Origin of the sequence: Aurantimicrobium sp. INA4 (assembly GCF_027924525.1) — a bacterium.
Taxonomy (GTDB): domain Bacteria; phylum Actinomycetota; class Actinomycetes; order Actinomycetales; family Microbacteriaceae; genus Aurantimicrobium.
Genome location: NZ_AP027040.1, coordinates 66,269 through 92,935 on the forward strand (window position 1 = coordinate 66,269; position 26,667 = coordinate 92,935).

General features: G+C 54.0%; 24 protein-coding genes and 2 tRNA genes. 20 read left to right on the top strand and 6 right to left on the bottom strand.

Annotated features, from left to right (window positions below; translation table 11 throughout):
• Nucleotides 1–6: 6 nt before the first annotated feature.
• Nucleotides 7–1,476: a peptide MFS transporter gene (locus AINA4_RS00375; protein ID WP_281786994.1), complete on the top strand. Its 1,470-nt coding sequence runs from the start codon at nucleotides 7–9 to the stop codon at nucleotides 1,474–1,476.
• Nucleotides 1,476–2,321 (top strand): alpha/beta fold hydrolase, encoded by an 846-nt coding sequence (locus AINA4_RS00380; RefSeq protein WP_281786995.1) that lies wholly within the window; start codon nucleotides 1,476–1,478, stop codon nucleotides 2,319–2,321. Before AINA4_RS00375 ends, AINA4_RS00380 begins: the two co-directional genes overlap by 1 nt.
• Here AINA4_RS00380 and AINA4_RS00385 read toward each other — a convergent pair.
• Complete coding sequence (locus tag AINA4_RS00385) at nucleotides 2,318–2,644, bottom strand: GNAT family N-acetyltransferase (protein ID WP_281786996.1); 327 nt, start codon at nucleotides 2,642–2,644, stop codon at nucleotides 2,318–2,320. The two genes, AINA4_RS00380 and AINA4_RS00385, sit on opposite strands and share 4 nt — an antisense overlap.
• A gap of 37 nt (nucleotides 2,645–2,681) precedes the next feature.
• On the opposite strand from AINA4_RS00385, the gene AINA4_RS00390 reads away from it, so the two are divergent.
• Genes AINA4_RS00390 through AINA4_RS00400 form a run of 3 tightly spaced genes read left to right on the top strand, consistent with a single transcriptional unit; the run spans nucleotide 2,682 to nucleotide 5,186 of the window.
• On the top strand, nucleotides 2,682–3,533 hold the full coding sequence (locus AINA4_RS00390) for a site-specific DNA-methyltransferase (RefSeq protein ID WP_281786997.1): 852 nt from the start codon (nucleotides 2,682–2,684) through the stop codon (nucleotides 3,531–3,533).
• Nucleotides 3,526–4,191 (top strand): pyridoxamine 5'-phosphate oxidase family protein, encoded by a 666-nt coding sequence (locus AINA4_RS00395; protein WP_281786998.1) that lies wholly within the window; start codon nucleotides 3,526–3,528, stop codon nucleotides 4,189–4,191. The genes AINA4_RS00390 and AINA4_RS00395 overlap by 8 nt, the downstream gene beginning before the upstream one ends.
• Nucleotides 4,192–4,241: 50 nt before the next feature.
• Nucleotides 4,242–5,186 carry a hypothetical protein gene (locus tag AINA4_RS00400; RefSeq protein WP_281787000.1) on the top strand — a complete coding sequence of 315 codons (945 nt, stop codon included), beginning with the start codon at nucleotides 4,242–4,244 and terminating at the stop codon, nucleotides 5,184–5,186.
• A gap of 73 nt (nucleotides 5,187–5,259) precedes the next feature.
• Here AINA4_RS00400 and AINA4_RS00405 read toward each other — a convergent pair whose 3' ends face one another.
• Nucleotides 5,260–7,071 carry an MDR family MFS transporter gene (locus AINA4_RS00405; RefSeq protein ID WP_281787002.1) on the bottom strand — a complete coding sequence of 604 codons (1,812 nt, stop codon included), beginning with the start codon at nucleotides 7,069–7,071 and terminating at the stop codon, nucleotides 5,260–5,262.
• A gap of 114 nt (nucleotides 7,072–7,185) precedes the next feature.
• Here AINA4_RS00405 and AINA4_RS00410 point away from each other — a divergent pair, with 114 nt between their 5' ends.
• Entirely contained in the window at nucleotides 7,186–7,572 is a 387-nt protein-coding gene (locus AINA4_RS00410) for a helix-turn-helix domain-containing protein (RefSeq protein ID WP_281787004.1), read from the top strand.
• 2 nt (nucleotides 7,573–7,574) lie between these two features.
• Complete coding sequence (locus tag AINA4_RS00415; RefSeq protein ID WP_281787006.1) at nucleotides 7,575–8,336, top strand: M15 family metallopeptidase; 762 nt, start codon at nucleotides 7,575–7,577, stop codon at nucleotides 8,334–8,336.
• On the opposite strand, the gene pgm is transcribed toward AINA4_RS00415, so the two are convergent.
• Nucleotides 8,333–9,955: a phosphoglucomutase (alpha-D-glucose-1,6-bisphosphate-dependent) gene (pgm, locus tag AINA4_RS00420; protein WP_281787008.1), complete on the bottom strand. Its 1,623-nt coding sequence runs from the start codon at nucleotides 9,953–9,955 to the stop codon at nucleotides 8,333–8,335. The genes AINA4_RS00415 and pgm overlap by 4 nt on opposite strands.
• Nucleotides 9,956–9,989: 34 nt before the next feature.
• Between pgm and pheA the strand changes: the two genes are divergently transcribed.
• The 8 genes from pheA to AINA4_RS00460 all read left to right on the top strand — a co-directional run bounded on the left by pheA (nucleotide 9,990) and on the right by AINA4_RS00460 (nucleotide 17,226).
• Entirely contained in the window at nucleotides 9,990–10,934 is a 945-nt protein-coding gene (gene pheA, locus AINA4_RS00425) for a prephenate dehydratase (protein WP_281787010.1), read from the top strand.
• Between the two features lie 19 nt (nucleotides 10,935–10,953).
• Nucleotides 10,954–12,225 carry a serine--tRNA ligase gene (serS, locus tag AINA4_RS00430; protein WP_281787012.1) on the top strand — a complete coding sequence of 424 codons (1,272 nt, stop codon included), beginning with the start codon at nucleotides 10,954–10,956 and terminating at the stop codon, nucleotides 12,223–12,225.
• Nucleotides 12,222–13,040, top strand: a complete 819-nt coding sequence (locus AINA4_RS00435) for an HAD family hydrolase (protein WP_096382734.1) — start codon at nucleotides 12,222–12,224, stop codon at nucleotides 13,038–13,040. The genes serS and AINA4_RS00435 overlap by 4 nt, the downstream gene beginning before the upstream one ends.
• Before the next feature lie 94 nt (nucleotides 13,041–13,134).
• Nucleotides 13,135–13,222, top strand: a tRNA-Ser gene (locus AINA4_RS00440).
• A gap of 25 nt (nucleotides 13,223–13,247) precedes the next feature.
• Nucleotides 13,248–14,561: an LCP family protein gene (locus AINA4_RS00445; protein ID WP_281787014.1), complete on the top strand. Its 1,314-nt coding sequence runs from the start codon at nucleotides 13,248–13,250 to the stop codon at nucleotides 14,559–14,561.
• A gap of 69 nt (nucleotides 14,562–14,630) precedes the next feature.
• Nucleotides 14,631–14,722 (top strand) — tRNA-Ser (locus AINA4_RS00450).
• Nucleotides 14,723–14,767: 45 nt separating this feature from the next.
• On the top strand, nucleotides 14,768–14,944 hold the full coding sequence (locus AINA4_RS00455) for a hypothetical protein (RefSeq protein WP_281787016.1): 177 nt from the start codon (nucleotides 14,768–14,770) through the stop codon (nucleotides 14,942–14,944).
• 242 nt (nucleotides 14,945–15,186) lie between these two features.
• Entirely contained in the window at nucleotides 15,187–17,226 is a 2,040-nt protein-coding gene (locus AINA4_RS00460) for a DEAD/DEAH box helicase (protein WP_281787018.1), read from the top strand.
• Between the two features lie 59 nt (nucleotides 17,227–17,285).
• Here AINA4_RS00460 and AINA4_RS00465 read toward each other — a convergent pair whose 3' ends face one another.
• Entirely contained in the window at nucleotides 17,286–18,200 is a 915-nt protein-coding gene (locus tag AINA4_RS00465) for an EamA family transporter (RefSeq protein ID WP_281787020.1), read from the bottom strand.
• A gap of 226 nt (nucleotides 18,201–18,426) precedes the next feature.
• Here AINA4_RS00465 and AINA4_RS00470 point away from each other — a divergent pair, with 226 nt between their 5' ends.
• Nucleotides 18,427–20,415: an acyl-CoA dehydrogenase gene (locus AINA4_RS00470; RefSeq protein ID WP_281787664.1), complete on the top strand. Its 1,989-nt coding sequence runs from the start codon at nucleotides 18,427–18,429 to the stop codon at nucleotides 20,413–20,415.
• A 58-nt stretch (nucleotides 20,416–20,473) separates the two neighbouring features.
• Here AINA4_RS00470 and AINA4_RS00475 read toward each other — a convergent pair whose 3' ends face one another.
• A complete protein-coding gene (locus AINA4_RS00475) occupies nucleotides 20,474–22,087 on the bottom strand; it encodes an MFS transporter (RefSeq protein ID WP_281787022.1) in 1,614 nt (537 codons plus the stop codon).
• A 57-nt stretch (nucleotides 22,088–22,144) separates the two neighbouring features.
• Here AINA4_RS00475 and AINA4_RS00480 point away from each other — a divergent pair, with 57 nt between their 5' ends.
• The gene (locus tag AINA4_RS00480; protein ID WP_281787024.1) at nucleotides 22,145–23,455 is read left to right on the top strand and encodes an Nramp family divalent metal transporter; all 1,311 of its coding nucleotides are present in this window, start codon (nucleotides 22,145–22,147) and stop codon (nucleotides 23,453–23,455) included.
• Here the strand turns inward: AINA4_RS00480 and AINA4_RS00485 are convergent.
• Nucleotides 23,452–23,682: a DUF5652 family protein gene (locus tag AINA4_RS00485; RefSeq protein WP_281787026.1), complete on the bottom strand. Its 231-nt coding sequence runs from the start codon at nucleotides 23,680–23,682 to the stop codon at nucleotides 23,452–23,454. The genes AINA4_RS00480 and AINA4_RS00485 overlap by 4 nt on opposite strands.
• A gap of 60 nt (nucleotides 23,683–23,742) precedes the next feature.
• On the opposite strand from AINA4_RS00485, the gene AINA4_RS00490 reads away from it, so the two are divergent.
• From AINA4_RS00490 to AINA4_RS00500, 3 genes are all read left to right on the top strand, one after another.
• Nucleotides 23,743–24,393 carry a Pr6Pr family membrane protein gene (locus AINA4_RS00490; protein WP_281787028.1) on the top strand — a complete coding sequence of 217 codons (651 nt, stop codon included), beginning with the start codon at nucleotides 23,743–23,745 and terminating at the stop codon, nucleotides 24,391–24,393.
• Nucleotides 24,394–24,528: 135 nt separating this feature from the next.
• Nucleotides 24,529–25,911, top strand: coding sequence for a DUF2252 domain-containing protein (locus AINA4_RS00495; RefSeq protein WP_281787030.1), 1,383 nt, complete (start codon nucleotides 24,529–24,531; stop codon nucleotides 25,909–25,911).
• Nucleotides 25,908–26,639 carry a dienelactone hydrolase family protein gene (locus AINA4_RS00500; RefSeq protein WP_281787032.1) on the top strand — a complete coding sequence of 244 codons (732 nt, stop codon included), beginning with the start codon at nucleotides 25,908–25,910 and terminating at the stop codon, nucleotides 26,637–26,639. The genes AINA4_RS00495 and AINA4_RS00500 overlap by 4 nt, the downstream gene beginning before the upstream one ends.
• Nucleotides 26,640–26,667 lie beyond the last annotated feature (28 nt).

Genomic DNA, 26,667 nt, shown 5'->3' on the forward strand with positions numbered 1-26,667 from the left:
TGCCAGATGACTACTGTCGCACCTGCAACGAAGCCTGAGAAATTATTCTTTGGCCAACCCCGCCAACTCACCACGATCTTTGGCGTGGAAATGTGGGAGCGTTTTTCCTTCTACGGCATGCAGGGAATCCTGCTGTTGTACATGTTCTACCCTGCTGACAAGGGTGGCCTCGGTATCGATGTCAAGGTCGCTACCGGCATCGTCGGCGCCTATGGCGGTGGTGTTTATCTGGCCACCATCTTGGGCGCGTGGTTAGCTGACCGCCTTTTTGGTAGCGAACGTGTCCTGTTCTTTGCTGCCGTCATGGTCATGTTTGGCCACGTGGCACTTGCAGTTCTTCCCGCCTACACCGGACTGATTGTCGGGTTGATTCTGATTGCTATCGGTGCCGGTGGTGTGAAAGCAAATGCCACCAGCATTGTGGGGCAACTTTATGCACCCGGCGATGTTCGCCGAGATGCGGGTTTCTCTCTGTATTACTTAGGTATCAATCTGGGTGCATTCGTTGGCCCGCTCGCTACGGGTTTCTTGCAAACCACCTACGGATTCCACTGGGGCTTTGGCCTAGCTGCAGTCGGTATGGCTGCCGGTTTGACCCAGTACTCGATTGGGCGCCGCAAGCTTCCTGAACAAACACGTCTAGTTCCTAACCCACTTCCTTCAAACAAGAAGTGGGTAGTGGGAGCGTTGGCACTGGCGGGCATTGCCCTCATTGTCATTCTGGTTCTCTCTGGAGTGATCACCAGCGGCAACCTCTCCACCGTGATTATTGTTGTGACGCTTGCTGCAGCTATTGCGTATTTCGTCGTCATCTTGGGCAGCAAGCTCATCACCACAGTGGAACGCAACCGGGTGTTGGCGTTCATTCCACTCTTTATTGCCTGTGCTGCATTCTGGTCTCTGTATCAGCAGCAGTTCACGGTCGTGACTGTCTTTGCCAACGACCAGCTGAACCTGAGCATTTTCGGATGGGACATGCCAGTCTCGTGGGTCCAGTCCATTAACCCCATCTTCATCCTTGCCCTCTCTGGTGTGTTCGCTGCACTGTGGACCAAGTGGGGAACCAAGCAGCCCAGTACCCCGGTCAAGATGGCTTTGGGAACAATCGTGATGGGTATTGCTTTCTTGCTGTTCCTCACGATTTACAGCGCTGCTCCTCACACTGCGCCATTGCTCGCATTGGTTGGGATTTTGTTTGTCTTCACTATTGCTGAGTTGTTGATTTCTCCAGTCAGTCTCTCGGTGAGCACCAAACTGGCACCCACTGCGTTCCGCACCCAGATGGTGGCGCTGTTGTTCCTCTCCAGTGCATTGGGAACAGCGATGTCAGGTCAGCTTGCTGGTCTCTATGACGAGAAGCACCCAGAAATGAACTTCGATTACTTCGCCTACTCTGGCCTGGCAGCTATTGGTCTCGGTATTGTGCTCTTACTCATACGTAAGTGGGTTCTGAAGCTGATGGAAGGCGTTCGCTAATGAAAACGGCCGAATATATTGATCCACAAGGCGTGACCATCGTTTATGACGTGTATTCGGTAGAGAAACCGAGAGCAGTTGTTCAGATTATGCACGGCCTCGGTGATCACGCTGGACGCTATGCACACGTCGCAGCGGCGCTTAACTCGGCAGGCTACTCGGTTTATGCCCCCGATCAGCGTGGCCACGGCCGTACCGGAGTTAAGCAGTTTGGTGGAGATCTTTCCAAGCTAGGAAAGTTGGGCCCGGGTGGCCTGCGCGCTGCGGTGGCAGATTTCACTCAGATGACCGAGATTATTCGGGAGCAAAACCCTGGAGTTCCGATCGTTCTCTTAGGCCACAGCATGGGCTCTTTGATGGGGCAAATCCTGATCAACGATCACGCTGCGGACTACGCCGCCGTGGTGTTCTCGGGAAGTGCCTACCGCCAGCCTGGCTCGATGAATGCTGGCAAGCTCAATAAGCGCTTTGATACACCCGGCTGCACCGGACACGAGTGGCTCAGCCGTGATCCTGCTGTGTGGACATCTTTCAAGGAAGATCCGTGGACCTTTGAAGCAGACACTCTTAAGCTCTATGGCGTTGCCGATGGATTACGCCTGTTCGGCAAGCCCGCCAAAGATATGGCACAGGTTCCCATCTTGCTCATCGTGGGCGAAGATGATCCTTTAGGCGGCAAGCCCAGCAACATCAAGCTCGCCGAGAGCTATATCGAGCGTGCAGGCCAAACAGATGTGACCGTGGGCGTGTATCCCGAGGCTCGTCACGAAATCTTCAACGAGACCAACAAAGAAGAAGTCATCGACGACATGATCTCGTGGATTTCTGAACGGGTAGCGTCCTAAACATTTCGGCAGGTGTTGCCCAGTTCGGCATCCACCCCGCCAGACCGTGCCTTGTCCACGTAGTTTGGGTGCAGATCGAGCCATTGGGTGACAAACCAGCATCCTGAGGTGACCTTCTTGGTCGTGGTGGCAATGATGTCATCAATGGTGCGACGAACCAGGATGGCCCCCAGGCCTTCATTGCGATGAGCGGGGTCAATGAAGGTTCCGGTAATCATGATGTCGTTCTCTCGAGAGAGGTAGTGGGCTACGCCAACTTCCTTGTCATCAATCAGGATGACGTAGCGAGATTTACTGGGCTGGTGAACCACTTCAGTGCTCATAGAACGAGCCTACGACGAGAACTGCCAGAATAGGCAGGTGAGTTCTGCAACCGGTCGCATCATCAAGGGAAACAACCTTGATGTCTTAGCGACGTTGCCAGATGAGTCCGTCACCCTGATTTATATCGACCCGCCGTTCAACACCGGACGTGAACAAACACGAAGCAAGGTCACCTCGGTGCTGGCCGCGGATGATTCGACCAAGGGTTTGGTGGGCTTCAAAGGTAAGAGCTATGAGCGCACGCGCAGCGACCTCATGAAATATGACGATCGCTTTGATGACTATTGGGCGTTCCTTGAGCCGCGCCTGCGCGAGGCGTGGCGTCTGCTAGCTGATGATGGAACGCTCTATCTTCACCTTGACTATCGCGAGGCACACTATGCCAAGGTGATGCTGGACGCCCTCTTTGGCCGTGACAGTTTTATCAACGAACTCATTTGGGCATATGACTATGGCGCAAAGGCCAAGGGTCGCTGGCCTGCCAAGCATGACACCATCCTGGTTTATGTGAAGAACCCGAAGACGTACTACTTCAACTCTGAAGAGGTCGACCGGGAGCCCTATATGGCTCCAGGTTTGGTCACTGCTGAGAAGGCCGCTAAAGGAAAACTTCCCACTGATGTGTGGTGGCACACCATCGTCTCTCCAACCGGCAAAGAGAAGACGGGCTATCCCACGCAAAAGCCTGAAGGTATTCTTCGCCGCATCATTCAAGCCTCCAGTCGCAAGGGCGACACTGTGCTCGACTTCTTTGCTGGGAGTGGAACAACCGGTGCTGCCGCCTTGGGCCTTGGCCGAAACTTCATCTTGGTGGATCAGAACCCTGAATCGCTCAAGGTGATGAAATCTCGTTTTGCTGAGTATGACAAGCAGGTGTCTTTTGAGTAATCACGAACTTCCTCGCACGGAACAAACACGAGTTAAGCGTCTTGATGAAAAGCAAGTCTTTGACCGTGATGCGTTAAACGCTCTTCTCGACGAGGCCATTTATGGTCACGTTGCTGTAGTTCGAGATGGTAAACCGATGGTGTTGCCTGTGGGTATTGGTCGGGATGGCAATCACTTGCTCATTCACGGTTCAACCGGCTCGGGAATCTTCCGAGAAATAGCGGATGGCCGAGACGTGTGTGTGGCGGTGACACTACTGGATGGACTTGTCTATGCACGCTCAGCTTTTGAAAGCTCCATGCATTACCGATCCGCTGTCATCATGGGCACAGCAACAGTTATTGAGGGGGAGCAGAAACTCTCCGCACTTGCGACTCTGACCGACCACATGATGCCAGGTCGCTGGGATGAGGTTCGCGAGACCACCAAGAAAGAACTCGCCGCGACCATGGTGCTGAGCATCCCGTTGGATGTAGCCAGCGTGAAGGTGAGTGCTGGACCGGTTGATGAGTTTGAGGACGATGGAGATGACCGCTCAATCTGGGCTGGCATTCTCCCCTTGCGCGTGGTTGCCGGTGATCCCGTTCCATCTGAAATGACTCCGGAGGGAACCCCCGTGTCACCCTCGGTTATCAAACAACGACAGCGGTTGATCTAATTCCTTGGTTGTGGGGTTCCTCCGCTTCTCACGAGACCTAGACTCAAAGAATGAAGAGCTGGAACCTTAATCCCATCGCTGCAGTTGTCGCATTATTTTGTGCGGTTGCATTTGGCGCGGGGGGAGCCATTGCCTATGTGAACTTGAGTTCAGAGCCCGAAGCTGCTCCAGATAAATCTTCTTCCCTGATGTATGTGTTGAATGCGGGTGAAGGCAATCTTGTTCAGAACGAAGCCAAGAATTACACAATGACATTAAGCGAAACAAGTGAGTCGATTATTTGGTTCACAGATCGACCTGAACGTCTAGCGGACTCTGTCTCGACAGCACGATTTATAGACAGTTGGCAAAAACTAGGTTTTACTGATGATCCTCCCAATATCACCATGACCTTAGAGCCGGCGGACGGCACTTCCAACGAAATGACCATTGTTGCGACATTGACCGATCCTGTATACGACCGAGCTGCCGGAACACTCACAAGTCAGCTGCTGATTGTTTTGGAAGAGGACTTGCGGTCAAACGGTGGTGAACTTGATTTAGAAAAAGCATCAAGTGAAGCTGAACTACCACCATCCTTCGAAAAGGTAACTGTATTTATTGACAATTCAGGATATGTCGATGAAAACGGAGAACTGGTTCTTTGCACCAATGACTTTGGTCAAGAAAACGAAGGGTGTACTACATTTTCTGGTGATCAAATGAGGGAGTTGTGTGAGTCGAACGTTGACTGTGCACGCAATCTAGACGCCGACGGGAATCTCTCAGTGTGCTACACCAACCAGGACTGTGGGTTCTATCCGGCAGACGCACTCCGTGAACTTTGTTACTCAGACGAAGCCTGTTTTCAATACACACAGCTCTATCAAAAGGAAAAACAAGGACAAAGTGATGAGCAACAAATGATTGATACTTTTATCAATGAATCTATTGCCGCCTACGATGAAAAGCTAGGCGTTATCCAACTTTGTGAATCTAGTTCTCCCTGTAAATGAATAAGAAATAGCTACAGAGAAATGCTTGTCTAACAGATCTGCCCCGTGGTTAGCTGGGGCAGATTTGTAACAACTAAGAAGCAGATTTAACTTTCTTCTTTTCCTTGGCTAATGCTTTTTCTTTGTGTGCTTGACGGGCAGCTTCACGCTTTTCTGCCTCTTTGAGTCGAATTGCGCCTGTAGCTGTTCCAGGTTCGACCATGGAGCCCATCATCTCAGCGGCATTTTCAGCGAGCAACACGGCGTCCTCGTCTGCTGCTTCTTGCATTGCAGACTTCTGACGAAGGGGAGTCGCCTTGAGGAACCAGCTGAGGATGAAGGCGATTGTCACAACAACCAGGCCAATCCAATAAACCTGAACGGTTGCGTCAGCAAACCCAACGAGGAAGGGCTTAGCTAATGCTTCGTTGGCCCCAACGAGGAATGAGGTGTCTCCGTTGAGGGAGGTTCCGATGGCGGTTGGGTCTTTGTATATCTGAATGATGGCCGCATTGGCAGGATCTGACGCAATTGCGGGATCTGCCAAAGCTTTGGCTACACCAGCGGTGATTGAGGGTGTGGTGAAGGCAGTCTTGAGTGCTTCAGGAATGGCGGTGAAGAGTACCGAGAACAAGATTGCTGTTCCCGCGGTTCCACCCATCGTGCGGAAGAAGGTGGACGAGCTGGTGGCAACACCAATGTCACGTGGGCCTACAGAGTTCTGGCTGGCCACGGTGAGGGTTTGCATCAGCTGACCCAGACCTGCACCCATGAAGAACATGCCCAACATGACGAACCAGAAGGGGCTATCCCAGGTCAAACGCGTGAAGAGCAAGAAGCCCAAAATCATGAAGGCAGTACCTATGCGGGGGAACCACTTGTAGCTTCCTGTGCGGGACATAATCTGGCCACTCACGATAGATGCAATCATCATGCCTAAGATCATCGGCAGCATGAGCAGACCGCTCTCGGTGGGGGTAGCACCCTTGACCAACTGGAGGTAGAGAGGGATGGTCATCATGGCGCCGAACATTCCAAAACCAACAAACACACCCAAGATGGTGGCCATGGTGAACGTTTGAGACTTGAACATCTTCATGGGGATGAGTGCGTCATCACCCATGGAGCGTTCAATCATGACGAACGCAACAGCAGAAGCTATACCGATGAGATAGCAGGATAGGGATGCTGTGGATAGCCAGCCCCACTCGCGACCCTGCTCGGCGACCAGAAGGAGGGGGACAGTTGCGGTAATGACCGTGGCGGCACCCCACCAGTCAATGCGAACACGGCGGTGCGTCTTGGGCAGGTGGAGTGCCTTGAGAACGATGGCGAGAGCAACGATTCCAATGGGCACGTTAATGAGGAAGACCCAACGCCATCCGGCGATGCCAAGAATTTCTGGAGTTCCAGAAAGCACACCACCGATGAGTGGTCCAATCACACTGGAGACACCAAAGACGGCAAGGAAGAAGCCCTGATACTTTGCGCGCTCACGCGGCGCAAGCATGTCACCCATGATTGCCAGCGGCAGCGCCATCAAACCACCGGCACCCAGTCCCTGAATGGCACGGTATCCAGCCAACGAATACATAGTGTCTGCTGTTCCAGCAAGGAATGAACCGATGACGAAGATACTGATGGCAATGATGAACAGTGGGCGTCGGCCGAAGATGTCGCTGAGCTTGCCATAGAGAGGGGTCGAGATGGTCGACATGATCATGTAGGCCGTGGTGACCCAGGCCTGGAGGGCCATTCCGTCGAGGTCGTCAGCGATGGTGCGCATCGAGGTGCTGACTACGGTTTGGTCGAGAGCAGAGAGGAACATACCGGACATGAGTCCGATCATCACGAGCATGATCTCCCGCTTGGACATCACCGCGTCGGCGACAGCTTTTGCAGACATATAAAGCCTTTGGTTAGAAGGAAAACTTATGTGAAGTTACTAAAAGTAACTGCGGTAACACATAGTATCCTAGAAATGCTCAAGTCGACCACAATTTCCACAGGGGGTGAACACATGAATACTGACCTGAACAGCATCAAAGAACGTATCCAGGCAACGGACAGGGACGTCTTCTTTTCAGTGCTCTCCCACATCGGTGACAAGTGGAGCCTGGTTTTGCTCGGAGTGCTCAGCAGAGAACCTATGCGGTACACCCAATTGGTGGAACGCATCCCCAAGATTTCTCGGCGCATGCTTACTGTCACACTTCGGCAGCTGGAACGTGACGGATTGATTGAACGTGTCGTTCACGCTGAAACACCACCGTGGTTTGAATATGCGCTGACCGAATTGGGTCAAACGCTCATTGTTCCTGTTCGCGCGCTTGCGGACTGGACGCTGGATAACATCGATCTCATTATTGAGAATCGCGCAGCATACGATCGGGAAAACCCTTCCTGATGATGCGCAGAACGACCGCACTGAGCTCAGTGTTGATTGCTTCTGTCTTTCTGGGAGGTTGTGCCACAGGAAGCGTTGACACTGTCACATCAACCCCCACAGTCACTCAGAGCGTAACCGCAAGCCCCACAGCGACGTCAACCCCAACACCAAAGCCTGCTCGCACGCCCTTTTTCAACATCGATGACCCCAACTCCATCACTGTGGTGGTGAATAAACACCGCCCGCTCAATCCCAGCAATTTTGAATCTCCAGACATGGCCGTGCCCACAGCACTATCGAATCCCTATAGTCGCCCCCTGCGTACTGAAGCAGCACAAGCACTCGACCGCATGGCCACCGATGCTTCAGCGGCAGGAATACAGCTCAGCGTGGCAAGTGCATACCGCAGCTATGACACCCAGGTCGCAACCTATAACGGCTTTGTCGCCAGGGATGGCCAAGCACGAGCAGACACCTACTCTGCGAGACCAGGCCACTCTGAACATCAAACCGGGTTAGCTGTTGACCTCAACGATGGCGGTCCCTGCCAAGTCGATGTCTGCTTCGCAGACACTGCCGCAGGGCAGTGGCTTGCAGCCAATTCCTGGCAGTACGGCTTCATTGTTCGCTATCCCAATGGCTTCGACTCCATTACGGGGTATCAGTATGAGCCCTGGCATTTCCGCTATGTCGGTACCCGGGTCTCAACCGCGATGCACAACCTGAACATCCCCACTCTGGAGCAGTTCTTCAATCTCGAACCAGCTCCGAGTTACTACTAAGAGTTCAGCGCAGCGTCAACAATCTTCTTCGCTTCGGCCTGGACCTGCTTGAGATGCTCAGGACCGCGGAACGATTCAGCATAAATTTTGTAGACGTCTTCTGTTCCTGAGGGGCGGGCAGCAAACCAGGCATATTCGGTTTCTACTTTCACCCCGCCAATTGCTTCGCCATTGCCTGGAGCGTGAGAGAGCTTGGCAATAATGGGATCGCCCGCAAGCTCCGTGGCGTTGATGTCATCACCGCTGAGCTTGCCCAGGCGAGCCTTCGCTTCGCGGTCTGCTGGCGCATCCACGCGAGCATAGGCAGGGTCACCAAACTGCTCAGTGAGGTTGGAATACAATTGCGAGGGAGTCTTGCCGGTGACGGCAATAATTTCTGCAGCCAACAAAGCCAAGATGATTCCGTCCTTATCGGTGGTCCACACGGTTCCGTCTTTACGCAGGAACGAGGCACCGGCGCTTTCTTCACCACCGAAACCAACCGAGCCATCTACCAAACCGGGAACAAACCATTTAAAGCCCACCGGAACTTCCCAGAGCACTCGGCCTAAACCATCGGCAACAAAGTTGATCATTGAGCTGGAGACCAGGGTCTTGCCAATGCGGGCATCTTGACGCCATCCGGGACGGTTGGCAAAAAGATATTCAATAGCCACAGCGAGGTAGTGGTTAGGGTTCATCAGTCCCGCATCTGGGGTGACAATGCCGTGACGGTCAGCATCAGCGTCGTTACCTGTGAGCACATCAAAATCGTGCCGCTTCAAAATCAGAGAAGCCATTGCATTGGGGCTTGAAGGATCCATGCGAATCTTCTCATCCCAATCCAACGTCATAAACGACCAGGCTGGGTCAACCTCGGGGTTCACCACGGTGAGGTTGAGTCCATAGCGTTCCTTGATGGCCGTCCAATACGCCACCGATGCACCACCGAGAGGATCAGCACCGATGTGAACGCCGGATTCAGCAATAGCTTGCATATCGATGACATTCTCAAGATCTGCAACGTAGTGCTCGAGGAAGTCATACTCCTCAATCACACTCTCAGGGTTTGTGCGCTTGACATCAACCAAGCCGCCTTCGATGAGTTCATTAGCGCGAGCAGCAATCCAGTTCGTTGCAGAAGAGTCCGCAGGACCACCATGAGGAGGGTTGTATTTGAAACCGCCATCCTGAGGTGGGTTATGGCTGGGAGTCACCACAATGCCGTCAGCTTCATCCCCATGCCCGGCTTTGTTGTATTCCAAGATGGCGTGAGAAACCGCAGGCGTGGGTGTGAAACCGTCACGTGAATCTTTGAACGTACGAACCCCGTTAGCGGCAAGAACTTCCAGTGCAGTTTCATGGGCAGGGCGGGACAGGCCGTGGGTATCCATGCCGATAAAGAGAGGGCCGGTAATTCCCTGCAGGGCACGATATTCCACAATGGCCTGGGTTGTTGCAAGGATGTGTTGCTCATTGAAAGCCGCATTCAGCGAAGAGCCACGGTGGCCACTCGTGCCAAAAACGACGCGCTGTTCAGGCACGGTCATATCTGGAGTCAGGTCGTAATAGGCCCTCACCAACTCACGAATATCAATAAGGTCAGAGGGCAGGGCAGGGGTTCCAGCGCGAGTAGTCACAAGCCAAGTTTGCCAGTGCAGGTACATTTGGAACATGAGTTCTTCAGAAAAAGTTTCAACGGCGCCGGCATACAGCTATCTCGGGCCTGCCGGAACCTTTACTGAAGCTGCCCTCTCGCAGGTTCCTGAAGCCGCCGGAAAGACGTGGCACTCGGTCAATAACGTGGGCGAGGCGCTTGCCGACGTGGTCTCAGGCCGTTCTGTTGCAGCCATGATCGCGATCGAAAATTCTGTCGAAGGTGGCGTCACAGCAACCCAGGACGCTTTGGCCAACATTCCCAACCTGCGCATCATCGGTGAATACCTTGTCCCCGTTGAGTTCGATCTCGTTGCGCGCCAGGGAACTTCCCTCGCCGACATCAACGTCATCAACGCTCACCCAGTCGCCTATGCACAGTGCCGGGGCTGGTTAGAAAAGACCCTGCCTCACCACGGACACATACCCTCTTCGAGCAATGTGGCGGCAGCGGCCAGTCTCCTCGAGACTGACACCGCTGATGCAGCAATAGCTCCTGCGGGAATAGCAAAGCACTACGACGTTGAGGTTTTAGCCTCAAGAATCGCAGACAACCCCAACGCGGTAACCAGATTCGTGCTGGTCAGCAAGACCACCGAACTTCCTGCACCCACCGGTTCAGATAAGACCAGCTTGATTGTGGAGCTACCGGATGACCGCGCCGGTGGTTTGCTGGAGATGTTGGAGCAGTTCGCAACCCGTGGTGTGAATCTGTCGCTGATTCAGTCACGTCCCATCGGGGATGAATTTGGCCGATACCGCTTCGTCATTGACGCGGAAGGTCACGCCCGTGATGAACGCGTTGCTGACGCACTTCTTGGTTTGCGCCGCTTCAGCCCCAAGGTCATCTTCCTGGGTTCCTATCCTCGTGCAGACAAAGTCACCACCCAACATTCCCAGCGTTACGCCGACGGCATCTTCCAAGATGCACGAGCGTGGCTTGCGGAAATACTCGGCGACTAGCCTGAACTAAACTGGGCATGTGATTGACCCAGTATTGCTTCGCGAAAACCCTGACGTTATCCGTGCCTCACAGGTGGCCAGAGGGTCAGACCCTGGATTAGTCGACGCTGCCATCGAAGCTGATGCTGCCCGCCGTGCTGCGCTTGCCTACTTTGAAGAGCTGCGTGCAGAACAGAATGTGTTCAGCAAGAAAGTTGGACAAGCTCAAGGTGACGAGAAGAAAGCACTCCTCGCTGAGGTTGCCGAGCTAGCTGCCAAAGTGAAGGAAGCTAACGCTGCTGCCACAGCAGCTGATGAGGCATACACCGAAGCTGCACGCAAGATTCAAAACCCCATCATCGAGGGAATTCCTTCTGGTGGTGAAGAAAACTTTGTCACCCTGCGTGAAGTGGGAACCATCCCCAGCTTCGACTTTGAAGCCAAAGACCACCTCGAACTTGGTGAACTTCTTGGCGCTATCGACATGCCCCGAGGCACCAAAGTTTCTGGTTCACGTTTTTACTTCCTCAAAGGAATTGGTGCTCGCCTCGAGCTTGCTCTGATGAACTTGGCACTTGATCGTGCACTTGAAGCCGGCTTCATCCCCCTCATCACACCCACACTCGTGCGACCTGACATCATGCAGGGCACCGGATTCTTGGGTGAGCACTCCGACGAAATCTATTACCTCCCCGCAGATGACCTCTATCTCACGGGGACAAGTGAGGTTGCGCTCGCCGGATATCACGCCGATGAAATTATTGATCTCAGCGACGGCCCACTGCGTTATGCCGGATGGTCAACCTGCTATCGCCGTGAAGCAGGTTCTGGCGGTAAAGATACGCGCGGAATTATTCGTGTTCACCAGTTCAACAAACTGGAAATGTTTGTCTACACCACTCCTGAAGAGGCAGAAGCTGAGCACGACCGTCTCGTCACATTGCAAGAAGACATGTTGAAATCCTTGGGTCTTGCCTACCGCGTCATTGATGTGGCTGCCGGAGATTTGGGCTCGAGTGCTGCACGCAAGTTTGATATCGAAGCATGGGTCCCCACTCAGGGTGCCTTCCGAGAACTCACCAGCACCTCGAACTGCACCACGTACCAGTCGCGCCGCCTGGACACCCGCTATCGCACCGACAGCGGAAAGACAGCACCGGTTGCCACGCTCAATGGAACTCTCGCCACAACGCGTTGGCTGGTTGCGATTTTGGAAACCCACCAGCAAGAAGACGGTTCCGTTATTCTTCCTGAAGCTTTGCGCCCTTACCTTGGCGGTGTTTCTGTCCTGACCCCATTGGATGCTCAGTGACCCAGGTTGCCCCAGAAGACCGATGGCTTGTTGCCCTGGATGTTGATGGGACCCTGCTCACCCACCGCGGAGATGTAGCTCCGGAGGTTGTCGAGGCAGTCCGTGCTGCAGCAGCACGAGGTCACGAAGTGATGCTGGCAACGGGACGAGCGCTCGTTGAAACAATTCCCGTGCTGCGCCAACTCGATATTTGGCCGGAATATGTAGTGTGTTCCAACGGAGCTATGCTGCTCAAGCGTGACCCGCTTGCCGATGACGGTTATGTAAAGCATCACGTCGAAACGTTCCGCCCTGAGAATGTGCTCAACCTTGTTAAAGGTCATCTTCCTGAGGGCATGTATGCCGTGGAAGATGAATTCGGTGACTACTACTTCACCGAGCCAATCCCCGGAGTAGATCACAACTTGCTCGCCCACCAGGTCAAGTTCGAAGAACTTCTCAACCTGCGTGCAACGCGTGTAGTCGTTGTTTCTCCCGATCATGAAACAGAAGACTTCCTCCAGGTTGTTGAACGTATTGGTCTTAAGCAGGTGAGCTACTCCATCGGCTGGGCTGCTTGGCTCGATATTGCGCCCGAGGGCGTGAGCAAAGCCTCTGCCTTAGAGAAGGTTCGTGAGGCTCTCGGCTTCCCACGATCTCGACTGTTTGCTGCCGGAGATGGCAACAACGACATTCAAATGATTGAGTGGGCTGCACAGCTAGGACGCGGCGTTGCCATGGGCAATGCAGAGCCAGAAATAAAGGCCGTTGCGAACGAAGTATGCGGCCAAGTACACGAGCTGGGATTGCTCGAAGCACTCAATAAATTGCCTTAAATTCTGCTTTCAGGTCTTTCGCAGGATGCTCTGAGAGCCTAGAGGCTGTCATTCGGGTAGACTCATCCAGTCGAATTCTTCGTGAACTCGACAAGGAGGGCTGTCCGAGCGGCCGATGGAGCTGGTCTTGAAAACCAGTGTGCAGCAATGCATCGTGGGTTCGAATCCCACGCCCTCCGCCATATTCCGTCACTGATCGGGGAAAGCATGAGTGAGCAGAAAGCAACACGTGCGCGCCGCATTCGCAGCGCGCGTGCCGCTATTCGCCACGGCAATGTGGCACCCCGTAAGGGCGGGCGCACTCTCCTGAGTTGGATTGGTGCCGGACTTGCCGTAGTCATGGTTGCTACGGCATCCATTGCCGGTATTGCATTCTGGGATATCTCACGCAGTGCAAAAGAAGGTGTTGCGCTCGCGAACGATCAGCGCATTCCAGACATCGGCGCTATCGAGGGTGGTGTGAACTTCCTTCTGGTTGGTAGTGACTCTCGCGAGGGCACAGACCCCGGAGTTTTCGATGCTGACCCCGGTAGCGTGCTCAACGATGTCAACATCCTGCTTCATATCTCAGCAGATCACACCAATGCAACCGTGGTCTCCATTCCCCGTGACATGGTCGTGCACTACGCGGATTGCCCCGACGGTGGTGGTGGCTGGTCTGGGCCGATCAACGGTGTCCTCAACGAGGGCGGCCTGCCCTGTGTAGTTCTCACCGTTGAAGAACTCACCGGGTTGAGCATTCCCTTTGCCGCCATGATTCAGTTCAACGGTGTGATTGAGATGGCAAATGCCATCGGCGGTGTTGAAGTCTGTGTGGCCGAACCCATCGAGGACGAATACACCCAAACATTCCTCGATGCCGGAATGCACACCCTCTCAGGTCTCCAGGCACTGCAGTTCCTGCGCACCCGTCACGGTGTTGGTGACGGTAGTGACCTCGGCCGTATCTCCAACCAGCAGGTTTTCCTCTCCTCCTTGGTACGCAAGCTCAAGAGTGCACAAACTCTGACCAACCCTGTTGCCCTCTTTGGTCTGGCCAAGGCAGCCATCTCGAACATGACGCTCTCGAACAGCCTCAACAACGTCGACACCATGATGTCTATCGCGATGGCGTTGAAGGACATTCCATTGGAGAACGTTGTCTTCGTTCAATACCCCAGCTCCACAGGGGGAACCGGAATTTATGCCGGCAAGGTTCAGCCCAACCAAGCTGAAGCAGATGCGCTCTTTGCTGCACTTCTCGCAGATCAACCCATTGCATTGAGCGGAACAACCGGTAATGGTTCCGTGGTTGACCCTGATGCGGCAGCAAAAGCTGCTGCTCAAGCTGAAGCAGAAGCAAAGGCAGCAGCCAAAGCTGCCAAGAAGGCGACTGCTACCCCCACTCCTACAGCGACTTCCGGAGCAACCGCAACCCCCACTCCAACCTCAGCTCCAGTTGCTGTGCTGCCGGAGAACGTGAACGGTCAGACCGCAAACGACTACACCTGCTCTGCTGGCCGCACCCTCGACCAGCAATAAAGCTCGATTATTCTCGGCACAACAGTGCCGGTATGATTGCTCTGGTGCTTCTGCATGCCAGAAGTCCAAGGAGACGTCGCATAGTTCGGCCTAGTGCACCACCCTGCTAAGGTGGAGTCCTCGTAAGGGGACCGCGGGTTCAAATCCCGCCGTCTCCGCCAGAAAAGAAGCCCCGTAAGGGGCTTTCTTTATCGGAAAGGCGCATCGTGAAAAGACTCAGCCCCGCACTGTCGGCTTTGTATCTTGTTCTCATGATCACCGTGGTCGTCAGTGTGGATACTGCTTATCTCCAGCAACACCCTGAAGTGCGGCTCATCGGCAACATTCTCATTGTTGCTGTTTTCACCGCGGGGTATTTCTTGCTGGCACGCTTCAAAAAGTAATCCAGCGCTGCTAACTTTCAACTTTTTCTTGAACCTTTGTGCTTTCTCCCGTATAGTCAAAAGGTCGGCTCTTGACACTGCATTGTGATGCAGATGGGTTTGTAAGTCAGGTGGGCCGGTTCCCCAACAATTCTGTTGGTGATAGTCACTCGAAGTGAATCGGTCCCGGCCAAAGACTGCCCGGGTTCTTATCAGCACGTTTGTGTGCTGTTTTGCAACGAATCCAACCCAGAGAAAAAGTCATGCCTAAGAATAAGAAACCTGCCGGCGGTCGTCCGGCTAAGAATTTTGAACCACGCTACGGCGCGAAGAAGTCGGGCGGTCCTTCCGCTGGTTCTCGTAGCCCTGGACACCGCGGATACCGTCCCGAGTCCACTGAAGCACCACGTAAAAACCGCTGGAGCAATGAAGACCGTGACGCACGTCGCGGAGCACCTGCGGGCGAGCGTCCCGCTTACGGTGACCGCGCACCACGTGGTGACCGTAACGAACGCCCCGCCTACAACCGCGGTGAGCGTTCCGAGCGCCCTGCCTACGGTGAGCGCACCGAGCGTCCACGTTACGAGCGTTCTGAACGTGCTTCCTACGGAGATCGTGCACCACGCTCAGATCGTCCAGCATATGGTGAGCGTTCTGAGCGTCCTTCGTTCAACCGTGGTGACCGTAATGAACGTCCCGCATACAACCGTGGAGAACGTCCCGCTTACGGAGATCGCACGGAGCGTCCCCGCTACGACCGTGATGGAGCACGCGCAGAGCGCGCTCCATATGGAGACCGCGCACCGCGGAACGACCGACCTTCCTATGGTGACCGCAACGATCGCCCCGCTTACAACCGCGGTGAGCGTTCAGAGCGCCCACGCTATGAGCGTTCAGATCGTCCCTCCTACGGTGACCGTGCTCCACGCGGAGAGCGTTCCTATGGTGAGCGTAATGACCGTCCCGCACGAAACTTTGGTGGAGACCGTCCACGCTGGAACAAGGACGAGGCACCTCGTCGTTCCGCTTCAGACTTCTATCCCGCAAAGGACGAGAAGGCCCGCTTTACTCCTGAAGAAGACGTCGTACTTGAGCGCCTCGAAGCACAAGCAACCACCGCAGCCGATGTTGACGGTGTGAGCTTCTCCGACCTTGGCTTGGGAGATAACATCTGCCGCCAGCTGACCGCAATGGGTGCTGTTGCACCATTCCCCATTCAGGCAGCAACAATTCCTGATGTGCTCTCCGGCAAGGATGTTCTTGGCCGTGGAAAGACCGGATCGGGTAAGACCATTGCCTTCGGTTCACCTGTTGTTGAACGCCTCATGGAAAACAATGGTGGCAAGGACCGCAAGCAGGGTCGTCCACCCCGTGCACTCATCTTGGCTCCAACCCGTGAGCTCGCAATGCAGATTGACCGCACCGTGCAGCCCATTGCTCGCTCTGTCGGTTTGTTCACCACCACCATCTTTGGTGGAGTTCCTCAGCACAAGCAGGTCATGAGCCTGCGCCGTGGTGTGGACATCATCATTGCGACCCCAGGTCGTTTGGAAGATCTCGTGGAGCAAGGTCACATTGACCTAGGCCACATCGCCATCACTGTGCTCGATGAAGCAGATCACATGTGTGATCTGGGCTTCCTCGAGCCCGTGCAGCGTATCCTCCGCGCCACCAAGGCTGATGGTCAGCGACTGCTGTTCTCGGCAACCTTGGACAAGGGTGTTGCAGCTATTGTGAACGAGTTCCTCAAGGATCCTTCTGTTCACGAGGTTGCTGGTGAAGACCAGGCTTCTTCCACCATTGATCACCGTGTTCTCGTTGTTGATCACCGCGACAAGCCTTTCGTGATTGAACAGCTTGCAGCTCGTGAGGGAAAGACCCTGATCTTCTCGCGCACCCGCGCCTATGCTGAGCAACTTGCTGACCAGCTTGAAGATGCAGGTATTCCTGCAACCAGCTTGCACGGTGACCTGAACCAGAACCGTCGTACTCGTAACCTTCAGTTGCTTACCAGCGGACGTGTCAACGTTCTCGTGGCTACAGATGTTGCTGCACGCGGTATCCACGTCGATGACATTGACTTGGTTATCCAGGCAGATGCACCTGATGAGTACAAGACTTACATGCACCGCGCCGGTCGCACCGGACGTGCAGGCAAGCAGGGAACTGTGGTGACGATTATTCCTCGCACTCGTCAGCGTCGCATGAACGACCTGTTGGGCCGTGCAGAGATCGAAGCCGAAATGGTTCCAGCGTCCCCTGGTGATGAACTGCTTCAGCAGCTCGCATCAGCTAACGCCTAGTTCTCACAAGACGAGTGCCGCGCCCTTCGGGTGCGGCACTCGTTCGTTAACCTAGGGAACTAGCTCAGTGCGAGAAGTGCTGCTGCTGTGAGTGCAAGAACCATACCCACCAGTTGAAGTTTGGTGATCTTCTCCCGCAGCACAAGGGCAGCAAGGATGATGGTTCCTGCTGGATACATCGCGGTGAGCACCGACATCACACTCAAGTTTCCGGTTTGGATTCCCAGTAGCAGCAGTGCGTTTCCGGTGGCGTCTAATACTCCGCAGCCGAGTGCGAGCAGGATTCCGTTGCGGTAGTCGGTTGCTCCGGCGTCACCAACGACGAGGTCTGCCCGGGGTGAGCCATCTTTTCCGAAATAACCTTTTCGGTGTGCCCACCGAATGAGCGCCATGCCGAAAACCACAGAGAACATGATGGTGATGTTCACGAAGCGGTTAAATACCAACGGATAAATTCCGGCATTCGAGGGTGCTTGATCTAAAACAATAAGGAATAGCCCAATCAGGATGCCCGAGATGACTGCGAAGATAATGCCTCGAGCTTTGGGTTTCACCGCTTCTTTTTCTGGGGTGAAAGCAACCAGAACGATAGCAATGGCACCAATGACAAGGGCGACGTAACCAAACCACACCAGGCTTTCGCCGTTAATGAGCAGGGCCCACATCACAGGGAAGATTGCAGAGATCAAAGCACCCAGAGGGGAAAGAATGCTCATGGGGCCAATGGCTAGTGCTGCATAGAGCAAGAGAATGGCTACAGCCCCACATAGTCCAGAGAGCAAGCCCCACACAATGGCGCCGTCACTGATTTCACCGGGGATGATGAAGGTGAAACCAAAGAGGAGAAACAGGCCAATGAGTCCAGCGATGCCGGTGGCCAAAAAGGCACCCATACGCTTGGAAGCGAGGCCTCCGAGGAAGTCACCGCTCCCAAAAACGAGGGCCCCAGACAGGCCAAAAATGACGGTGAGCATTACTCCAGCCTAGATGTTTCCTGAGAGCCTCGGTGAGGAAACAACAAAGATAACCGGTACTACTAGCTCAAAATTGTAGGAGCCCCACACACTGTTTGAAACCGTGTTCGTCATGCGCTCAAATAGGGCATACGTTGTAGGTATCCGCCATGAAAGGCCACACACGATGTCTATCCTCGACAAAGTTGAGACAGTAAATGACGTAGCAACAGAAAATGATGCCGCGATGATTGATCGCGCCTATTTATCGCGCTACTTGCTGGGCAAATGGGCAGATGTTCGCCTTGCTTCGCGTGCTCTCGCTGGCAAGCCTGAAATGCACAACATCCCAGGCCTCGGTATGGATGAACACCGCGCCCGTGTGCTTGGACAACTCAAACTTCTGGTGGAAAACGGACAGGTTCACCGAGCTTTCCCAGCCGCGTATGGCGGGCTCGATGACCACGGTGGAAACTTGGCAGCTTTCCAGGAACTTGTAGCCGCTGACCCCTCACTCCAGATTAAGTCGGGCGTGCAGTGGGGTTTGTTCACTGCTGCAATTGCTCACTTGGGAACCAAAGAACACCACGATCGTTTTCTGCCCTCGGCAATGTCTTTGGAGACCCCTGGTATCTATGCCATGACCGAAACCGGGCACGGCTCCGATGTGTCTTCTATTGCGACAACCGCCACCTTCGATGAGGCAACCGGGGAATGGGTGATCAACACACCTTTCCGCGGAGCATGGAAGGACTACTTGGGTAATGCAGCACTGCACGGAAAAGCAGCAGTGGTTTTCGCTCAACTCATTACCAAGGGAGTCAACCACGGAGTCCACGGGTTCTATGTCCCAATCCGTGATGAGAACGGAAACTTCCTTCCCGGTATCGGCGGAGAAGATGACGGATACAAGGGCGGACTGAACGGTATAGATAACGGCCGTCTGCACTTCGACCACGTCCGCATTCCACGCAACAACCTGCTCAACCGTTACGGTGACGTCGATGAAAACGGCAACTACACCTCACCGATTGCCAGCCCAGGACGTCGATTTTTCACCATGCTGGGAACACTGGTTCAAGGACGTGTCTCCCTTGATGGCGCCTGCGTCAATGCTTCCAAGATTGGTCTGCAAATTGCGGTGACCTACGGCAACCAACGCCGCCAGTTCTCCAACCCTGGCCAGGAAGAAACCGTGCTGCTGGATTACCAGCGCCACCAGCGTCGCCTTATTCCACTCATTGCCACGACTTATGCTCAGACGTTCTCTCAAGAAGTTCTGCTGGAGAAGTTTGATGCCGTCTTTAGTGGCCTTGATGATTCAGACGCGAGCCGCGAAGACTTAGAAACCATGGCCGCTGCCTTCAAGCCGCTGTCCACCTGGCACGCGCTCAAGACTTTGCAGGATTGTCGTGAAGCATGTGGTGGTCAAGGGTTCTTGGCAGAAAACCGACTGACTCTGCTGCGTGCAGATATGGATGTCTATGCGACCTTCGAAGGTGACAACAATGTTCTCCTTCAGCTCGTTGCCAAGCGTCTGCTCACCGATTACAGCAGAAAGTTCAAAGATGCTGACACGGGCTCCCTTGCTCGCCTGGTGATGGAGCAGGTCACCGAACGTGCAGTGACCGGATCTGGTTTGCGCCGTCTGGGCCAGAACGTTCATGACCTTGGCTCAACTGCTCGTTCCGTGAAGGAACTTCGTGACCCTGAAACGCAACGTGATCTGCTCACCGACCGGGTAGAGACGATGATTGCGAACATCGCTCTTGAACTGCGTGATGCAAAGAAGACGGGCGAGGAAGCAGAAGCATTCAACCGAAACCAGAGCGCCCTTATCGAAGCAGCTATTGCACACGGCCACTTGCTGCAATGGGAAGCATTCACTAATGCTCTCGACAAGATCACTGATGAGGGAACTCGTCAGGTTGTGACTTGGGTGCGCGATCTCTTCGGCCTCCACGTCATTGAACAAAACCTGTCCTGGTATTTGATCAACGGTCGTCTTTCTGCGCAGCGCGCATCGGCAGTGACCGCATATGTGGATCGTTTGATCACTCGTCTGCGCCCCCACGCACAAGACCTTGTTGATGCTTTCGGGTATAGGCAAGAGCACCTGCGTGCAGAAATTTCTTCCGGAGTGGAGCAGGAACGACAGGACGAAGCTAGGGCCTACATTGCTGAACTTGTGCGTTCTGGCAAAGCACCCATTCCAGAAAAATCTTCCAGACAGTAGCCTCCAAGCACACAGAAGCCGCCTTCCAGATTCGGAAAGCGGCTTCTGTGGTTAGTGCCTAGATGACGTGGTTTTCGTCAGATTCTTTGATCTGCTCTACTTCCACTTTGCGAGTGGAGCCCAGTGACAAGGTTGCCAAGAAACCAAGGACTAAGAATCCTGCTGCGGCAAAGGCGCCGTAGCGTGTTCCGTCAGAAAGCGCTTGCTTGGCATTATCTGCTACAGGTTGCGTGGTGGGATCTGCCTCAAGCTGGACGATGGCACCACCAGCGCTATCCACAACCGCGGTAACCACCTGAGTCACCTGAGCTTCCGGTAGTCCCTCAGAGGTGAGGTCATTGGTGAGCTGGATTTGCACCGAGGTGAACAAGATTGTTCCCAAGATGGCGATACCCAGTGCGGAACCAAGCTGGCGCGAGGTGCTTTGGGTTCCTGAAGCCTGACCGGATTCTTGGACGGGAACATCCTTCAAGATCACGTTGGTCAGCTGAGCGGTGGCAAGACCAACACCCAAACCGTAAACGAACAACCATGGCACCACGTTGACCCACGATGCACTTGGAGAAATGGCGAAGCCGACACCGGTTACACCCACAATTTCCAGCAGGATACCCATGCGCACCATCGTGACCGGAGAGACACGACCGGACAGACCTCCGGCTAAACCGGAGGCGACGAACGCACCACCGGCGAGACCCAACAGAACAAAACCTGTCTGCAGTGCGTCATAGCCAATAACGAACTGCAACCACAGAGGAAGTGACAAGATGATGCCGAATTCGCCCAACGAGATCACCATGGCTGCGATGTTTCCGTTGCGGAAGGAGGCAATCGTGAACAGGTTGAAGGAGATCAGGGCGGACTTACCCTTGCGAATGCGGTTAGCGCCGTGGGCAATAAACAACGTGGACGCGAGGATGAAGATGAGGAACAGCACAGGAATGATAGAAATCTTTCCTGGCCACGTCCAGTCGCCCACAGTGAATGGCTTGTTGACTTCCCACCAACCGTAGGTGCGGCCTTCGATGAGGGCAAACACCAGAGTCGACATTGCTATGACGGAGTAGAACGCACCCATCCAGTCGATACTGCCTGTGGCGGATTCTTCTTTGGATTCCTTAACCGTGAGCAGTGCACCAATAATGATGATGATTCCGACAGGGATATTGATACCAAAAGCCCAACGCCATGAGTAGTCAGTGGTCAACCATCCACCAAGAAGCGGCCCAACGGCCACCATTCCACCAATGGTTGAACCCCAGATAGCAAAGGCGATGCCTCGCTCTTTGCCCTGGAAAGTGGCATTGACCAACGAAAGTGTGGTGGGCAGAACCATGGCGCCACCGAAACCTTGCAGCACACGAGCAGCAATGAGGATGTCGCCGCTTTGGGAGAATCCGGCAATCACCGAGGACACAACAAAGATGGCCATACCGAGAATCATCACCCGGCGGCGGCCGAAGCGGTCAGCGAGTGCACCAAACACGAGGAGTAACGCGGCAAAGACGAGAGTGTAGGACTCTTGAACCCACTGCACCTGGGTGCTGGTAATTCCTAAGTCTTCGATGATGGAAGGAATCGAGACATTGATGATGGTCGAGTCAACGATGATGAGCGAAACGGCAAGGCTGATAAATAGCAGGCCGAACCAGCGTGTACGTGGAGAAGTCATGAATTCAATCTACTCCCCAGAGCAACTGCGTAGGCTGTAGGCAAGGGAGGTGGGCACATGGCAGAACATGACGTAGAAATCGCCGAACCTCTCGAGCCTGGGCAAAAACCTAGCCCGCACCACCCTTCACGTGAACGCGTTAAGGGAAAAGGGTATTTCCGTCGTCTTGGTCCCGGCATTGTCACTGGCGCTGCCGATGATGATCCTTCTGGAATCGGCACCTATTCTCAGGTAGGTGCTGCCACAGGTAACCGGTTGCTGTGGAGCGCCCCCCTTCTGCTGCCCCTCGCTTTTGCCGTTCAAGAAGCCTGCGCACGTATTGCTCTTGTGACCGGACACGGTTTGGCTGGAGTCATCAAGAGGCGCATGCCTGCCCCCATTTTGTATCTGTGCTTGGCGTTGGTTGTGGTGGCGAACACGGTCAATATTTCTGCAGATCTTGGTTCAATGGCAGCGGCGTTGCAGCTTCTGGTCCCTGTTCCACAGCTTCTGGGGGTGGTGCTTTTCGCCGCAATTATTGTTATCGCTGAGGTGTTTGTTCCGTATCACCAATACGCAAAGATTCTGCGCTGGTTGTGTTTGTCGCTGTTGGCCTATGTGGCCGTGATGTTCGTTGCTCAGGTTGAGTGGTCCCAAGTCCTTCACGATCTCCTGATCCCTCAGTTCACCTGGAGTAAAGGTGACATCGCTTTGTTGATCGCCATTGCAGGAACAACCATCTCTCCCTATCTGTTCTTCTGGCAATCTGCTGAAGAGGTTGAGGAGCGTCGAAAGAGTTCTCACTATCGTGTGACATCAACCCATGTTCGCGCCATGCGCGGAGACGTTTTTGCTGGGATGTTCACCGGTGTCTTCGTTATGGCAGCCATCATGATTACCGCTGCGGCCACCCTGCACAAAAACGGAATCACCGATATTCAAACTGCCGAACAGGCAGCCCAGGCTTTGACCCCGATTGCTGGAGATTTTGCGGGAGTGTTGTTCCTGTTGGGCATTGTGGGAACAGGTTTGCTTAGTGTTCCTGTCCTCGCGGGGGCAAGCTCCTATGCCATGGCTGAAACTTTTGGCTGGCGAGAAAGTTTAGAGAAGCGCCCCAGCCAAGCCAGGGCCTTTTATGGCGTGATTTTCTTTTCCATTCTGGTGGGGCTCATTCTCAACCTCATCGGGCTCAACCCCATGCAGTTCCTTGTCATCGCCGCAATCACCAACGGTTTGGCCGCACCAATCTTGATGGCCGTCATTTGGTGGCTTGCCAGCGATGAAAAACTCTTGGGCAAATGGAAGAGCCCCCTGTGGTCGCGCATACTGTTGGGTATTGCGACTATCGCAATGGCTCTATTGCCATTGCTGTGGTTGTTAGCGCCCTAGGCTGCTACTTCTTCTTGCTTCTTCTTATTGCTGAAGACGAAGAGGTAAAGAATTTCGAGGATACCTGCCGTGTTGAGAACAAACAGCACGGTGAACCATGGAACAGACCTCAATGACCCTGCGCGATACAGCGCGAAGGCCTTCCAGATTGAGCTCCAGAGAACGAGGATAAGGATGAGGGCAAAGAGGCCAGGTTCTTCAACCAGGAGGCCTTGATCAGTGTACATAGCACCAGTTTAGGAAACTCACCCTGTTAGTGAGCTGAAACTGTTGATAACGTCGAGCATGTGAGCACAACGTCGCGCAAAATCACTGCATTAGTCCGCTGGGGAATTTCAGCTTGGGTCTTCGCAGCCATCGCCACCCAAATCTGGTCAGAAGTTGTTAACGATGCCTTCTATCCAGAGAAGTACTTCAGTTACTTCACCATTCAATCCAGCCTGATCAACATCGTCGCGTTTGCGGTCGGTGGCTGGTTAGCGTGGACTCGGGTGCAAGATACGAGACTCTTCACGATTGTTCGTGTCTCTGTCTTCTCGTATGCGATTGTCACCGGTGTCGTTTACAACCTGCTGCTGCGCAACATTCCTTCCGAAGGTTACGAACCTCCTGCATGGTGCAACGAAAGCACACACGTGTGGGTTCCCATCGTGATTGTGCTCGAATGGCTTTTTGCTTCTGGCCGCATCTCCTTGCGTCTCAAAGCAATGTGGTGGGCATTGCTTTATCCACTTGGGTGGGTTGCCTTCACTGTGATTCGAGGAATGATTACTGGATGGTGGCCTTACCCCTTCCTTGAACCGGATGGACCCAACGGAGTTGGAGGGGTAGTGGCATACATCTTTGGCATTGCCGCGTTCATGGCGTTCAATGCGTTTATCGCATTGCTGATTGCCCGTGTGTGGGCTCGCCTGCGCTCACAGCCTCTGCACCCATAGTGAGATCTAGGCTGAAGCAATGAGCGACACGTTCCACACCGTAGGAATTCTTCGGGCCAGTTTCAGGCTGAAAGATGTGATGAAAGTCAAAGCTCACCGAACTGTCGTTCCCTATGCCACGAAGTTGAGGTAGACATGGCTGTGAATTTTGGCGCCCAAGCAGCTATCGAATTCTTTTCTAGGCCCAGACCCACTCGTGAACAACGACGAGTTCTTGGGGAACACCGCCGGGAACAAGTTCCTCTGGAAAGCCATGCAGTTCTCCCTGCACCACACGAACGCATTGATGCGCTGGGTATTTTGCGTGGACAAGAAGCAGATCGCGAACAGTCTTTAGTACCGCTGCGCTATGAGCGCATGTCGCAAAACCCATTCGCCTATCTGCGCGGGGCAGCTGCAGTCATGGCACACGACCTATCTTTGCTGCCCAACAGTGGTATTGAAGTGCAGTTGTGTGGAGATGCTCACCTGGCCAACTTCGGCATGTTTGCTTCACAAGAGCGCAGCCTGGTTTTTGACCTCAACGATTTTGATGAAACCGCCCCAGGCCCTTTTGAATGGGATGTCAAACGTTTAGCAGCCAGCTTTGCGCTGGCTGCTCGCAACAACGGGCTGAGTAAAGAAGAACAGTTCACTGCGTGCAAGATTTCAGCACAGTCCTATCGAGAGTGGATGGCGGCCTTCAGTGAACGTAAAACACTCGATCTGTGGTTTGCGCAGGTTGACGTCGAATGGATGATGTCACAAATGACAAACCCTGACATTCGTTCCATGTTTGAAAAGGCAAGCAATAAAGCCAAGAAGAAAACGGTTGATTCTGCCGTGAACAAACTCACCGAGGTAGTTGACGGGCAGCGACGCTTCCGCGCCGATCCACCCCTGCTGACTCCTATTGATGACGCGGCCGTCGGCACTGTCGTTGAAGCATTAGCACCAGTCTTTACTGACTACATCAGAACGCTACAACCTGATCGTGCCATTTTGCTCTCTCGCTACTCGTTCAAACACCTTGCTTTCAAAGTTGTCGGAGTGGGGTCTGTGGGAACACGCGCATATGTCATGTTGCTCGAATCAGGTGATGGTGAACCTCTGATTCTCCAGGCGAAGCAAGCCAGCGCCTCAGTACTCGAGCCCTATGTGGGGGAGAGTGTTTTCTCTAACTCGGGTGAACGTGTAGTTGTCGGAACCCGCCTCATGCAGGCAACCGGTGACCCTTTCTTGGGGTGGTGTCATGGTGGCGCGGCTACCACACATGATTTTTATTTCCGCCAACTGTGGGACATGAAAGGCTCCATCGACGTGGCAAAGCTCGATGTGGACGGCATCAATTCCTATGCACGCATCTGCGGAGCTGTGCTCGCACGGGCGCAAGCCCGTGCAGGCGATGCCTCCTTCATCACGGGTTACTTGGGGACCACAAAGGTTTTCGATAATGCCATCGCAGAGTACGCCTTGGGCTATGCCGATATTTCTGAACAAGATCATCAACTACTTCTGACAGATTTGGCCACGCAATGACATCTGCATCACCGGTTCTTTCTGATATCTCCATCGCGCTTGATTCGGGCGAGCATATTCCTGGCAGGCTTGCTGTTCCTCAGGGGAAAGGCCCCTTCCCAGCAGTGGTGATTGTGCACGAGGTGTTCGGTATTGATGAATCCATGACCGCCCACATCACTCGGATGGCCAGCGCTGGCTACCTGGTTCTCATGCCTGATCTCTATAGCCGAGGTGGCATGAGGAAATGTTTGAAAGCGACATTCCGCGCACTGGTGGATGGAACTGGTCAGGCATATCTCGATATTGAGGCTGCCAAAAACTATCTCCTGTCCAGGCCTGATTGCACCGGAAAGATTGGCGTGATGGGCTTTTGCATGGGCGGTGGCTTTGCGTTGCAGCTGGTGAATAAAGGCTATGACGCTGCTGCGGTGAATTACGGTCAAGCTGCGAAGGATCTCGATGCACAACTGCAAGGTTCTTGTCCGATTGTGGCCAGCTTCGGAGGGAAGGATCTCTCCCTCAAAGGTGCAGGACCCAAGTTGGAAGCAGCTTTGACCAAGGCAGGTATCCCGCACGACGTGAAGGTATATCCCGAAGCTTCCCACGCATTTATGAACCCCACACAAGCTGGCCCGAAAGCTCTGAGGCCACTGATGAATACCGTGGTCGGTTTCAAGCCACGACCGGAGGAAGCCGCCGATGCCTGGCAGCGCATCGAGCGCTTCTTCGGCGAACATCTTGGCTAATGCACGCCATTAAGCTTGGAGAGTGAAT